Below are 14,163 nucleotides of genomic sequence, written 5' to 3'. Positions count from 1 at the left end.
ATTTATTCCAACTTCTGATAAATAATCGCACCGGGATGATGCACGGGCTTAAATGCCCTTGTAATATTATGCAAAGACTCTGAGTGCCCTATTATCAAAAAGCCTCCGGGCACCAAGTTATCATAATAAGCATTAATAACTTTTTTCTTCATAGGTTCATCAAAGTAAATTATGACGTTTCTACAGAAAACAATCTCAGATCTTTCGACTCTTTTAACCTGCACTCTATCGCTCAGATTAATTTGTCCAAAAGAAACCAACTGCTTCGTTTCAGCCTTAACTTTATAATCCTTGTCGCTCTTTTCGAAATATTTGTTGACTATCTCCTTTGGCGTCGTCCTTAATGAGTATTCGTTATAAACACCCTTTCGTGCAGATTTGAGCACTCTTTCAGACAAATCGTTAGCAGTAATCTTAATATTCCAACTTTTAAGTTCAGCGCCGAGAACCTCACTGATAATCATAGCAAGAGTATACGGCTCTTCACCTGTAGAACAACCGGCAGACCAGATGCGAAGGCGTTTCCTGTTCAGCTTGCGAAGGTTATCCAGAACATCGGGTAAAACCTTAGTCTGAAAAACTTTCAGCTGTGGAGGATTCCTGTAAAAACTAGTTTCATTGGTAGTAATAACTTCAAAAAGCTTATTAAGTTCTAGCTTCCGCCCTGAATCATACTGTAAAAAATAATAATACTCACCAAAGGTCTTCAAATTCAGCTCTTTCAAACGATTGGCAAGACGATTTTCAAGCAGATATTTACGATTCACTGCAATAAAAATTCCAGCCTGATCATATATAAAATCTCTTAACTGGGTAAATTCCAGATCAGAAATTTTTAACTCTTTTCGAAGTGAGATAGTCTTTGAAAACAGAGAAGACATCTAATTTCTATCTCCTTGCTTTTCTTGAATTTTAAAAATAGCCTCTTCCGCGGCCTGCATTATTTCAGGATCACCACCGGCGTTTGAAGCTTCAAGCAAAGCCTGAAATGCGAGAGTTCCACCTATTGCACCCAACGCTTCAATTACTTTCAAAACAACAAGCTTATTAGGAGAGTCCAGTTTAGGAATAAGGTGAGGCAGAGCATCTTGCTCGCGATGATTCCCTAGAGCTTCCGCAGCACGAATCTGAACCCAGTCATCATCGTCCTGCAACGCCTGAACTATATAAGGTATAACTTCAGGTTGATAGCATTTGCCCATCAACTCGATAACAGTAAGTCTTACATCCCTGTTCTCATCATTCAAACGGGAAACAACCAAAGACAAATTATCCATACCCGCCGCACAGTCAGTCAAAGCCTCAAGGGCAATTTTTCTGATATCCGGCAACTCATCTTCAAGGGCCTGCTGAATAAGCTCCAGATTACCGGCAGCATCAAGCTTACCCATCGCGTAAACGGACATAAGTCTTTCGATTGGTTCTTCACTGTTAAACAAATCAATAAACTTCTGGTTAATATCATCCCCTCCGATGGACACACAAGCATCAAGAGCGGCTTCTTTAACATCGTCATAAGAATGACTAAGCAACGCAAAAATTTTATCGGATTCGTCCTTGACTCCAAGCTTCTGACCTAAGAAATAGATCGCAGCCTTAAGCATGGTTCCATCCTGCTCATTCTCCAGGACTCCTACAAAAAAGTCCTTAGCCTCTTCACCGGCAGTCTTCACCAGAGCATCCAGAATTCCGCGTTTAAGATCTCTTTCCTTGCCTTCAAAAGCATCCATCAAAACCTGAGCAACTTCCCTTCCTTCAAGTCTGGACAAAACATCTATAGCAATCGCAGCCTTCTTAAAATTGCCGTTATTTACAGCATTAACCAGAGCGGGGTTCATAGTTAAATTAGACAGGTTCTCAATTATTTCAGACAGCCTGTCTCGATCGCGATCAGGATCAAGCTCACTTGCCAGCTTAAGAACCTCATCTGTGGCCTTTTCACCACCGACAAAGCTCAGACCGGTTATTGCAGCATCCTGAATCTCTTCATCTTCATCTTTAAGTGCAATAAGCATATATTCTCTTAACTTCTCACGCTCAGTTGCAGATAAAAGTTTAAGAGATTTTCCGCCAAGAATTCCGACAATGGCCTTAACAATCTTATTACGTAATGCTGTAGGAGAAGTATCAAGGTGACGCAAAAGCATCGTAACCGCTTTAATATTACCGACTTCGCCCAGAGCATCAATAATCATAGAAGCAACAAGGTCAGAACTGGTGTTCAAAGCTTTAACCAAAGCGTCAACGGAACTGGAATGCTTAATCTTGGCAAGAGCTTCGATTACCGCATACTGGACCCATTCATCATCCAGCATAGCTTTGTTGAGACACTTGGCCGCAGCCGGATTTTCAAGATCGCCGAGGCTGACAGCAGCCTGATAACGAACGTTGACCTCCGGGTCTTTAAGCAGGGCGTCACAAAGAGGCTCAACAGCCATAAAACTATCGGAAGAGCCCAAAATATCAGTAGCAAAAATTCTTATATCCGGATCATCATCATGAACCAGAGCAACGAGCGAAGGAAAATCCTGCGCGCCTACTTCGCGTAATATATCCATAGACAGGTTTCTGACTGGAGCGTCATCGGAACGCAGCAAAGGAACAACTGCCTGTACAGTTTTTTTGCCACCTATATGACGAAGTGCATGATCGGCCGCTTCCTGCAGACCCAAATGACTGGTCTTTAAAAGCTCAGCCAGCAAAGGCACAGCTTCCTCACAACCGAATTCTCCGGCTTGAAAAGCAGCTTCGCGGACAATCTCATTGTCTTCATTTTTCAGATCTTCAATAACTTTCGCACAGTCCGTCATTGCCTATTCCTCATGTTTTCGAAAGCCGCAAGGCAGCTTACGGTTGCACGACTTCCGACTCTTCGAATTACAAATAAAGATTATTGATAATAGCTTCAGCCATATCATCAATATCAACAATTTCGTCGGCAAGCCCATCATCAACAATAGCCTTAGGCATGCCGTAAACGACACAGGAAGAATCACTCTGGGCTATCGCCCTTCCTCCCTTACTTTTCAGATCCCGAATACCATCCCGACCGTCATTCCCCATACCTGTCAGAATAACGCCTAAAGCCCGTCTTCCTACAGCGTTTGCTACAGAAGTAGCCAGAACATTTGCTGAAGGTTTATACAAAGATTCGCTAGGCTCAGGTGTGACTATTAATTCAATTCTGCTTATTTTCTGATCAATTATCAAGTGAGAGCCACCCGGAGCAACAAAAACACATCCCGGCACAAGTCTGTCTCCGGTCTCTGCTTCTTTTACAGTCAGTTGACTTACACTGTTAAGCCGATTGGCAAACGGCCCGGTAAACGCTTTAGGCATATGCTGAGCGATAACTATACCAGCCGGAAAATCTTTGGGCAACGAAGATAAAATTTTTTGAACTGCTGGAGGCCCACCCGTAGACACACCGATCATAACAACGTCCCTCTTAGGTCTTCCGCGATTACCTCGCGGAGTGACAGCCGGACGTCTGGCTACAGTTGAAGCGGGACGCATTCTGGGAACAGGACGCATCCTGCGCCTTGCAACGCTCTTAACCTTAGAAATCAAGTCTGTTTCAATTTTAACGATATCAAGCGAAACTTTAGAAAGCTGCTTAGGGATAAAGTCAACAGCGCCGAGATCCATAGCCTTCAGTGTTGATTCTGCACCTTCAGTTGTCAACGAACTGACCATGATAACAGGCTTTGGCATCTCCATCATTATATGACGTAATGCTGTCAGCCCATCCATCTTAGGCATTTCAATATCCAAAGTAATGACATCAGGATTGTGCTTCCTGATCACCGTAAGGCCTTCCTCTCCATCGCGAGCGGTAGCAACAACTTTTATGCCGGGATCTTTCTCCAGCATAGTGCTGATGGCTTTACGCATGAAAGCAGAATCATCAATTACTACGACATTTATCACTCAGAAAATCTCCTTTAACCTAAGCGTTAGTTTTCCTAACGAACAGCTAACATCCTGCATATATGGAAAATAAAATTTCAACTAATAATTTCAAAAATAAAATTATGACAATATTTTAAAGCCTAATCTTGAATAAAACTTCGCACATATGAGATATTTTGTCCAACAAACTCCCAAGGTTTACAACAAATAATCATACGCCGAGCGTTTATTAACTTAATAAATACAAAAGCATTCTAAATCTACGTGATTGGGAGTTTCTCTGCAACAACATTAAAAAATTATTCGCAACATTATGAAATTATAATTTTAAATTTTTCCCCTTGCCAACCAACCACTCGATTCGTTAAAACCCTCCAAGGCAACGGGATGTGGCTCAGTTTGGTAGAGCGCTGCGTTCGGGACGCAGAGACCGTGGGTTCGAATCCCGCCATCCCGACCAGATATTTCAAGGGTTTACAGAAAATTTCTGTAAACCCTTTTTTATATATTAATATCATTTGGTATTATTGACACCTTTTTGGGATTCATCCCGCTCAAGACGCAAACCAAACCTAATCAACTCACGTTCATTTATTCCTCTTTCTATTCATGCTGTTCTGAACAGTCTTCCAACTCAACCAGAGTGCCTATTGCCTTTCTTAGCTCACAACGATTCCTGAATAATCACCAATATAATTCTACAAAATTAAGTATAATATTTTTTTTATAACTATGAAATTTAAAAATTTATAAAAATATTTGCGCCAAACGCAATATACGTGATAATAACAGGAGTGAAAAATAAAACAAACAACAGAAACCATTCTTTTTCAATATGTTAACATCCACAAAAAATATTCAACGAGTACAAAGACACTACTCTATCCATAAATTCATGGCAAAACAGTCATTAATTGATAGAGACTATATCTAATTAGCGAATAGCTGGGGCATAGCTACATTTTGGCATACAGAATTAACACTTTTAATTCACGGAGATGAAAAATGGTAACAGGCACCTTCTCTATTAGTAACGGTCCAACGTATAATTTTATTTCGGAAGGACAGAAAGTAACTGTATCTGCTTTTGCGAATGGAAGCTTACAGGGCAGTGCGACACTTGACAGTACGACAAAAACTGCGACTTTATATTCCTCAAGTGGTGTAGGTGATTTTACTGCTGTCGCCTCTTTAAATATTGATAGTCAAACCAAGACAGCCACTCTTAAATACCACGTTGAGTATTTTGGTCAGCAGGGGACTTCTTCTACAGACGGAATTCTTGGCAGTTGGAGTTTTTAAAAGAGAATCAAAATCCCGCCATCTCGACTTGATAATTCAAGGGTTTACAGCTTAGTTTGTAAACCCTTTTTTATGCTGCACCAGAGGCAGCTTTACAGTAAAAACCGTCCCCTCACCGACTACTGTTTCGAAATCAATAGTTCCGCCATGTCCGTCAACAATAGCCCGATAAGCCAGAGCCAGCCCCTGTCCAGTTCCCTTCCCCAGTTCTTTGGTCGTAAAGAACGGATTGAATATTTTATCCTGAACATCTGCACGGATGCCCATTCCTTCATCCCGTATTGAAATAATAATAAAATCTTCTTCCAATTTAGTAGAAACAAAAATTCCGGCTTTATTGACATCTCCGGATTGAACTTTGTCATTATTAGTATGTGCCGCATTAATCACTATGTTTAGCAAAGCCTGACTAATCTGATCAGGAACACAAAAAACAGGCGGGATAATTCTGTCCAAATCCAAATGAACATCTGAGTGGTATTTCCATTCATTTGTTGAAACCGTAATGACTGTATCTATAAGATTGTTGATATCCACTGCCACCTTTTCAACAGAACTGGTGTGAGCAAAGAGTTTGACGGATTGTACAATACGCATAATTTGCGACAGACCTTCTAAAGATTGTTCAATCGCTTTGGGCACTTCGGAAATAAGGTAATCATACTCAATGTCTTCTGACCTTTTTTTTATTATGGTATGAATATTCGAAAATCGCGAATCCGACACAGATTCATCCCGTAATTTTTCATAATCATTAATCAGCAGGATGATATCGCTAAAGGCTTCCTGAAAAAAACTCACATTATGCTGTATGAACTGAGTCGGAGTATTAATTTCATGAGCCACCCCCGCCGCTAACTGGCCGATTGATTCCATTTTAGTTGCCTGAATCAATTGCCTTTCCAATATTTTCCTTTCCGAAATATCCTGCACTGTCCCCATCATGTAAACTGGGGTCTCATCATCACGCGTGACTTTTCCGCGCTCATGCACAGTCTTAATTTTTCCGTCCGGTAAGACAATACGATGTTCAATGCTGTAAGGATTATTCTCAACTAAAGCCAAATCTATCGAAGATTGAACATACTGTCTGTCATCTGGATGGACTGCCTGTAAAAACAACTCATAGGTCATTTTTAACTGATCAGGCTGTAAACCAAATATTCTGTAAACTTCATCCGACCACCACAGAGTTCCTTTAACAATATCCCACTCCCAGCATCCCAAATGAGCCAACCGTTGTGCCTCGGAAAGTCTGACTTCACCTTCGGTTAACTCTTTGACAAGCAAAAGATGTTCAGTCAGGTCGATCATTGTAATAATCACAATGTCATCAAGAGGCATCGTCCGAAACTCCACAGTTCTCAATCCGCCGTCTTTGTGCTGCACTTCTTTATATCTAAGGCTGACATCTCCCCCTGTAGATTGAGCTTCGGTCAAAACTCGGTTCCACTCTTCCTGACTTTTCTGCCGACACTCCAGATCCGGATATGCCAACCTCCACCAAGAATCCATCGTTCCGATATCATTTATTGTGTAACCAAGTACCCTTGTGAACGCTTGATTAAGTAACTCGACTTCTCCATTATAATTTATAAGAAATATAGGAATAGGAGATTTGGAAACAACTTCCTGCAAGCGACGTTTACTTGAAAGCAACGCGGCCTCAGCTAAATCAATTTGGTCTCCAACCTTTTTTGAAACCTTATTTACAACAATTCCGGCAAGAAGTGCGTAGAATACAACCAAAAAAGCAGAGAAAAGGGCTTCATTCACACCTTCAAGCAGAGGGAATACTCGAACAACAACTCCTTGCACGAGTACAACAAAAATAATTAAAGGCAGAAATGCCCGCATCAACAGAGCACGTGTTGAGCTACCACTAAAAGAACTCAGCGGGTAAAAATCTCTTCCATTAGAAGCAATAAGCGCCACGCCAAGAAGCCCAAATCCAATAGCAGTCGTAAACGCCATCGGGATTATATGATTACCATATAAAAGGGGTGTGCCATACGCATATCCCAGCACAAACGTCACCGCAGAAAATAAGACTAAAGACGAAAGTATCCCTGCCATTTGATTTAGATTTCTATTATTGGAATCAGAACGATTCTTGCTTAAAAAAAGACAGAGTAATGTTGTGCCTGAGAAAAAGAAAAGAAAGCCGGTACTCGGAGACATTCGGCCGACCGGGACACCGTTCATTGTTCCAAGTTCAGGGAAAATTTTGTCTTCGAGACTAAGATCTATCGCAGAAAATAATTGTAAGAATTCCAACAAACCAAAAATTGCTGCCAAAGCTATTGCAATGACAACAATTCGTTGAACCAGAATTGGAAGATTCTTTTTAACAAGGCCCAAGGTTGCAAGTGATAGAACAATAAAAGAACAAGATGTGCTGGGCGCCATGGGAATGTAATCAGAACGGACACGACCTAACAGTTCAAATCCTGGAAGATAGGCAACAATACCAGACAGCCCCAGCAACAGGCAGCCTGCTACGGCTATCTTTACAAAAATAAACTTAAAAGAACGCTCATTCACTCTTCCACTCCCAGTAATGTAAATACAATTTTCAAGGGCAGAAGTCTTCAGCACAAAACCGCAGCGTAACGAGGAACTCCAACGAAGTTTCCACTGAGCTACTTATAAATATTCGTCACACTCCCTTAACTACTCTAATCAGGGATTAATGTCAGCCTCTTCAAAACTTTTCTTCTCCCGCGCCGCAGTATACTGCCGATAAACAGCCAGCGCCATGCAACTAAGCGGCAAGGCCATAACCAGCCCGAGAAATCCGAGAAGTTTTCCCCACACTGACAGCGACAGCAGAATCATCCACGGTGACAAACCAAGACTTTCGCCCTGAAGCTTTGGTACAAGCACTGCGTCCTGAATTATTTGCACTACCGCAAACACAGCTGCGACTCCGGCGAAACCGCCCCACAAGCTGCCGCCAGTTGCAAGCGCACTTAATCCTGCAAACAAGAATGCAGGCACAAGTCCTGCTATTTGCAGATATGGCACCATGTTGAGCAACCCTATGAGCAACCCTAACAATATGGCCAAGGGTAAATCTATAAGCATAAATCCTGCTGAAAACAAACACCCGATAATAAGCGCAATAAGTGCCTGCGTGCGGAAATAGCGATTTGTGATATTGGTAAATTCATCAATAAATGAAGAGACTCGTGCGCGATATTTTTCCGGCAAATGAGAACGCCAGCTGCGAAGCTTATCATAATCAGCCAGCAGAAAAACCAGATAAAGAATGATCACAAACACACCTGCGAGCGCAGCAAACACTTGCGCGGAACCACTTACCAGATTCCAGATTCCGGGCAGGGCTTTCTGAGCTGCGGCATGAAGCATATTTGCCACACCCGATTCACTCAAAAATTGACGAACATCATCCTGCTGAGCAAGGTCGGTCAAAAACTTCCAGATATCTGCGGGCAGATATTCAGCAGCACGCTTTGCCGCAGCCGAATCATTAACAAGAATCGCAAATAGCTTTCCGATATGACTCAGCTCAGAACCCACCATACTCATGGCTAAACATAAAAGTTTTCCTACAGGCACAATTATTACGGTCAGTGTTACGACCACCGCCGCCATCCTGTTTTTGATGATCCGGCCGGTCAATTCAACAAGCGGATTAAGCAAATATGCCAGAGTCAGAGCAACCGCAAACGGTAGCAACACATCACTCAAAGAAGAAAGCAAAAGAACAGTAAGCCAGATAGAACCGGCCGCCAGCGCCAGTCTGAACACGCGGTCAAAAGTGTACGGGATATCGTTTTGCGACATTGATTACTTTCCTTTTGTTAAATTAGATTCCCGCCCGTGCCGCAACTCATGAAGTCTTCTGCCGGCACGATCAATCTCAGCACCCAGCGAGCGGATGTTCCAGATAAAAGCCGAGATATTGTTACGCCTTTCAAGCGGAACATCTTCAAAGTCACCACGAATTCGAGCATCACCGACAGTACGTATAAAATCGTTTACGGCCTTTTCAAAATCAGGAACAGGTCGACACTCATCGGGATGCAAAGCGTAACATTCAAGCCACGCATAATGATCCTGCGTCACCTGCAAAATATTTTTCATCCCGTCAGCTATAGGTGAAAGCGGCCCGCCATAACCTCTGCGGATAATTGTCGACATAGCGGTCAGCAATCTGTGCATACGTGTAAAAACCCGTATTAAACGGGTAAGATTATCACGCTGCCACCCTCGCAGCCCCGGTTCTGCCGCAGCCTCTCTAAATATCTCAGAACATTGATCAAGTTTTATAGAAGCATCAATACGAGTTGATACAAGATCACTTTCACTGACGCTGTCGTGAAGATATGAATCAGTCAGCTTTTCAAAATGTACCGCTTGTGTATGAACCAGTTCAAACATTTTTTTGCGCAGATTTTTACGCGCCATATTCGGCCACACCCCGAAAGAGGCCGCTATCCCGATTCCCACCCCGAGAACAGTATCAAGAATTCTTTCAAGCCCGAATTGCCACCCGTCGGTAAAAAGCATGCCAAGCAATAAAATAATTCCGGCTGTCAGAGCGCATGAAAAGGCTGTATAGCTAAAAACCCGTAACAAAATAACTAGAAAAAAAGAAAGAGCAATCAGCGAAATGAGTACAGTGTTAGCGGGATTCAAAAAGAGAATCCCCACCCCAAGCGCCGCACCCAGCACAGTCCCCCACAATCTCCGCCAGCCGATACGCAGTGTTCCGCCGACGGATGGCCGCATCACGACGATGACACTTACAGGGAGCCATATCGCATGGCGTAAATCTAAAAATTTTGAGGCAACTACCGCTATGGTGATCGCCAAAGCAGCTCGCACCGCATGCTGAAAAGGAATCGAATCAAGACGGAATTCCTGACGCAAAGTTCCAAATATGGCTTTAAACATTATTTGCCACCGCCTCTACAAACCCGGCACATCTCCTCGAATTCAAAACAGAGATTTCGGAGACCGTATAGAGCCCCCCAAGCTTCAAGAAATTCGTCGCGCAACCCTTCGTCTTTTTTATACGCCCCCAAATCCAGCAACTCTCGTTCAAGTTCCGCAATTCCCGTATTTATCTCAGACAAATCGACGCCACCTTTTCCCGTAGAAAGATTAGCGGCAAGCACATCAAAAACAATAGAGCTTTTCAATGCCAGCTGTGAAAATTTTAAACGAAGCCCTGAGAAAATAGGACTATGCTCTGCAAACCGCCGACTGTTAGCAAGCCCGACAACAGCCTCAAGCATTCTGATAAGTAAAGCATACAGGGCGGACGGCCCTTCATATTTGCCCAGCTCTTTTACTGGATCAACATTCATTGCTTCCATGAACCTCCTGTAACGCCTAAGCGAGGCGACAGATCTTTCATGAATCTCAGACAATTCTTCTTGATCCTTTTTGCCGCCGAGAGAACCGGCCACGCACCTGAAATAATCACCTATATCTGTTAAAGCCAAACCTCCGGCTTTAGACAAAACCTTTTCAGGGCGCATCGGCCATAGATAAAAAAGGATAAGGTAAGAAATGAAACTTCCATAAAGCACATATCCTGAACGGCAAAGTCCGGTAATAAAAGGTTCAGGAGAGTTTAGAGCGATAAGATTAACAATAAGCACGCCTATTCCGATTGTCGCAGCGGACACTCCGACAACAGGTATAAAAAATACCAGAAAAGCCAGAATAAAAAGGTACACTTCCGAGATTATGGAATAGTTGGCGATAAAAGTAGAGACAGGCACAAGGCAGGCAACAATCAAGCAAAGCGTCGCCGCAACAATTTTACGTTTTTTCAAAGTACTACCGGCCCTGAACAGAACTACTATCACAGAACCGTAGACACACCATGGAAGAAATTGCTCTGTCACGCCCGAAAAATAAGCAATGGCAAGAGCCACGGCGCACGCAACAACAGACTTAGCCGCATACCGTGTGATAAACAGACCAGGATCAATAGGCCGGATGAAAACTCTATAAAAGTCTGATATTACTTTATTCATTAATGCCACTATTAAAACAGCAAGCCATTAACTGCAAGCACACAAAACAAGACGCCTGCGGAATAATCCGCAGGCGTCTCTACTTTCAGTTCCGGCTCGTTACCGGTTTCCCCGGGAGGAGATATCTATAACAGCTTGTCTAAAAACTCGCTGATTCTCGGATGCAAAACCTTAGAAGAAAAGAATTCATCAGGAGTTCCCTTTGCAATAAAATCTCCCTGTTCCATAAAAATTACCGTATCCGCAACTTCGCGAGCAAATCCCATATTATGGGTGACGATTACCATAGTCATTCCTTCGTTTGCAAGCGACCGAATTGTGTCGAAAACTTCTCCGACAAGTTCAGGATCAAGCGCAGACGTAGGCTCGTCAAAAAGCATCATTTTGGGTTGCATTGCAAGTGCGCGGGCAATAGCGACACGCTGTTTCTGTCCGCCTGAAAGAGTCACCGGATAAACATCCGAGCGATCAGGAAGACCTACTTTATCAAGCATTTTATAAGCTGTATCTTTCGCTTCAGCTTTGCTTTTTTTCAGTACAGTTACCTGCCCTTCCATCACATTCTGGAGAACTGTCATGTGCGGGAAAAGATTGAACTGCTGAAAAACCATGCCGATTTCAGAGCGTAAAGCACAAAGCTTCTTTTGAGAATCAAGTACCAGTTTATCGCCGCGGGTTACATATCCGCAAGGTTCTTTCTCAAATAATATTTCACCGGAATCAATGGTTTCTAAGAAATTCATTGTCCGCAAAAGAGTGGATTTGCCAGACCCGCTTGGGCCGACAATAACAACCTTCTCTCCGCGCTTAATTTTCAGGTCGATATGATTGACCGCAGTGAGAGAGCCGAAAGATTTAACAACCTGTTTTAATTCTAAAATGGTTTCCATTTAACGCCTTTCGTATACCCCCACCTTATATTCGAGTTTCTCGAAAGCAAAGGTGAACACGGTTGTAAAAATAAGATAAATAAATGCAGCAAGAACAAGCACAGTGATGTTGAAATATGCGTTGAACATCTGATCTGCCGCACGCATAAGCTCAACCATCGCGATGGTTGAAACAAGTGCTGTATCCTTGATAAGAGCAATAAATTCATTGGCAAACGGAGGAATAATTCTCTTATAAGTCTGAGGAATTATAACCCGGCGCATGGTCTGGGAGTAGGTCATTCCTAAAGCTTTAGCTGCTTCGGTCTGTCCATGATCAATTGATTGAATTCCAGCTCGTATAATTTCAGCAAGATACGCGGAATAGTTAATACCCAAACCGATCAGGGCTGAAACAAGCGGGGATAAAGTAATCCCCATCGCCGGCAACCCATAATAAATGAAGAAAAGTTGTAAAAGAAGCGGTGTGCCGCGAAAAAACCAAATAATAAACCAGCTTATGCCAGAAAAAGGCTGAACCTTACTGATCTTACCCAACGCAATGAGTAGTCCGCCGATGGGAGAAACTAACATTGTAAAAAATACGAGCACAAGCGTCATGGTCGCGCCTTTAAGGAGCGACGGCAAAAAACGCAAACAGTCATCTACAATCTGACGCCACTGAGGACGCATAGATCTATCCACAGATGCTATAAAATTTTTAGCTTCAATATTATCAGGATAAACCGCAATAATCTCTTCGCTGTATTTTTTAGCCTGATTCAGATCTTTAAGAGAAAAATTAAGCCGTGCAAGCTGCATACGGGAATATACAAACTCACCGTCATCACCTTCCGGTCCGGGAGCAGGAATTTGCTCAAATAAAACCTGTGCCTGATCAATATGACCAAGCGACAGAGCGTCGCGCGCCTGTTTAAGAATCGCGTCGGACTTTTCTCCGGCTTCTGAAACAGCCGTAACCGTAAGAAGGGTAAGCAAGAGAAAGAGCGAGGCCAAAAAAGCCCCGCTCTTTCCGAATTTATTATCTAAAGTAATCATTTTTTACCATTTAGCAGGATTGGTAATATCTTCACCGAACCACTTGCGGGAGATTTTACCCATTGTTCCGTCAGCAACCATTGCATCAATAACGGACTGAACTTTTTCTTCAAGGGATTTATCATTCATGCGGAAAGCAATACCGAAAGGTTCGCTGGAAATGAATCCGGGCAGACCCATGTATTTTCCGGGACGGGTGGACATGTAGTAACGACCTGCAATGTTATCAACAACAACAGCAGAAATACGACCGGCTTCGAGGTCGAGGAATGCTTTAGGGTTGGTGTCATATTCACGAATTTCAACAGGAGCAGGTTTCAGACTCTTTGCAGCTTCCAAAGCAGGGGAACCTTTCTGAACACCAACGATTTTGCCGCCGAGTTCTTTAGAAGACTTAACGTCTTTGTTACCCATAGCAACAACTGCAATCTGTCCGTCCATGATGTAAGGCTTTGAAAAAAGAACCTTGGCCTGACGTTCAGCAGTGATAGTCATGCCATTCCAGATACAGTCAAATTTATTTGAATTGAGAGAGTGAATAACGCCGTCCCATGCGGTAGGCTGCCAAACAATCTTAACTCCGAGGCGCTTTCCAACTTCTTCTGCCGCATCAATATCAAAGCCGACAAGTTTGCCGTCGTCAAGACGGAAGCCCATTGGAGGGAAAGCATCATCAAGCCCGATTGCGAGCTTTCCGCTATCCTTAACTTTGTTCCATGAATCATCAGAAGCCTGAGCCATGACTGCGAAGGCCAACATCATAGCAACCATAAGAATTACTAATAATCTTTTCATGTTCACTCCTCAAAAATTTATTACGTTCCACATGATCAGGATAATTAAAAACATATCAAAAACACTTTCTATGTCTTTTTTAACAATCCTGAAGAGATGAACCAAATATCTTATGAACCATGAACATGCAAGGCTGAACCAGTACAAAAACACAACTTCGTTCTATTTATAAGATTAAAATCACATTTTTTGCTTAATTATTCCACTTG

At 42.8% G+C, this 14,163-nt stretch carries 11 protein-coding genes and 1 tRNA gene; 2 read left to right on the top strand and 10 right to left on the bottom strand.

Annotated elements, in window-relative coordinates; all coding sequences use genetic code 11:
* Window positions 1-2: 2 nt before the first annotated feature.
* From BLT41_RS14535 to BLT41_RS14525, 3 genes are all read right to left on the bottom strand, one after another.
* On the bottom strand, window positions 3-881 hold the full coding sequence (locus tag BLT41_RS14535; protein WP_092162408.1) for a CheR family methyltransferase: 879 nt from the start codon (window positions 879-881) through the stop codon (window positions 3-5).
* Window positions 882-2,810: a HEAT repeat domain-containing protein gene (locus BLT41_RS14530; RefSeq protein ID WP_092162406.1), complete on the bottom strand. Its 1,929-nt coding sequence runs from the start codon at window positions 2,808-2,810 to the stop codon at window positions 882-884.
* Window positions 2,811-2,877: 67 nt separating this feature from the next.
* Entirely contained in the window at window positions 2,878-3,930 is a 1,053-nt protein-coding gene (locus BLT41_RS14525; RefSeq protein ID WP_092162401.1) for a protein-glutamate methylesterase/protein-glutamine glutaminase, read from the bottom strand.
* Window positions 3,931-4,295: 365 nt separating this feature from the next.
* On the opposite strand from BLT41_RS14525, the gene BLT41_RS14520 reads away from it, so the two are divergent.
* Window positions 4,296-4,372, top strand: a tRNA-Pro gene (locus BLT41_RS14520).
* Between the two features lie 545 nt (window positions 4,373-4,917).
* Window positions 4,918-5,214, top strand: coding sequence for a hypothetical protein (locus tag BLT41_RS14515; protein WP_092162400.1), 297 nt, complete (start codon window positions 4,918-4,920; stop codon window positions 5,212-5,214).
* A 51-nt stretch (window positions 5,215-5,265) separates the two neighbouring features.
* Here the strand turns inward: BLT41_RS14515 and BLT41_RS14510 are convergent, their stop codons facing one another.
* From BLT41_RS14510 to BLT41_RS14480, 7 genes are all read right to left on the bottom strand, one after another.
* Window positions 5,266-7,758 (bottom strand): PAS domain-containing sensor histidine kinase, encoded by a 2,493-nt coding sequence (locus tag BLT41_RS14510; RefSeq protein ID WP_092162399.1) that lies wholly within the window; start codon window positions 7,756-7,758, stop codon window positions 5,266-5,268.
* 138 nt (window positions 7,759-7,896) lie between these two features.
* The gene (locus tag BLT41_RS14505; RefSeq protein WP_092162398.1) at window positions 7,897-9,024 is read right to left on the bottom strand and encodes an AI-2E family transporter; all 1,128 of its coding nucleotides are present in this window, start codon (window positions 9,022-9,024) and stop codon (window positions 7,897-7,899) included.
* A gap of 3 nt (window positions 9,025-9,027) precedes the next feature.
* Window positions 9,028-10,137: an FUSC family protein gene (locus BLT41_RS14500; protein ID WP_092162397.1), complete on the bottom strand. Its 1,110-nt coding sequence runs from the start codon at window positions 10,135-10,137 to the stop codon at window positions 9,028-9,030.
* Window positions 10,137-11,231 carry an FUSC family protein gene (locus BLT41_RS14495; protein ID WP_092162396.1) on the bottom strand — a complete coding sequence of 365 codons (1,095 nt, stop codon included), beginning with the start codon at window positions 11,229-11,231 and terminating at the stop codon, window positions 10,137-10,139. Before BLT41_RS14495 ends, BLT41_RS14500 begins: the two co-directional genes overlap by 1 nt.
* A gap of 125 nt (window positions 11,232-11,356) precedes the next feature.
* Window positions 11,357-12,121 (bottom strand): amino acid ABC transporter ATP-binding protein, encoded by a 765-nt coding sequence (locus BLT41_RS14490; RefSeq protein ID WP_092162395.1) that lies wholly within the window; start codon window positions 12,119-12,121, stop codon window positions 11,357-11,359.
* Window positions 12,122-13,159, bottom strand: coding sequence for an amino acid ABC transporter permease (locus tag BLT41_RS17505; protein ID WP_170830380.1), 1,038 nt, complete (start codon window positions 13,157-13,159; stop codon window positions 12,122-12,124).
* Between the two features lie 3 nt (window positions 13,160-13,162).
* Window positions 13,163-13,954, bottom strand: a complete 792-nt coding sequence (locus BLT41_RS14480; protein ID WP_092162394.1) for an amino acid ABC transporter substrate-binding protein — start codon at window positions 13,952-13,954, stop codon at window positions 13,163-13,165.
* Window positions 13,955-14,163: the final 209 nt, after the last annotated feature.

Origin of the sequence: Maridesulfovibrio ferrireducens, from assembly GCF_900101105.1 — a bacterium.
Taxonomy (GTDB): Bacteria; Desulfobacterota; Desulfovibrionia; order Desulfovibrionales; family Desulfovibrionaceae; genus Maridesulfovibrio; species Maridesulfovibrio ferrireducens.
The sequence above is the reverse complement of the archived record's forward strand: the minus strand, read 5'-3'. Positions and strand labels throughout refer to the sequence as shown.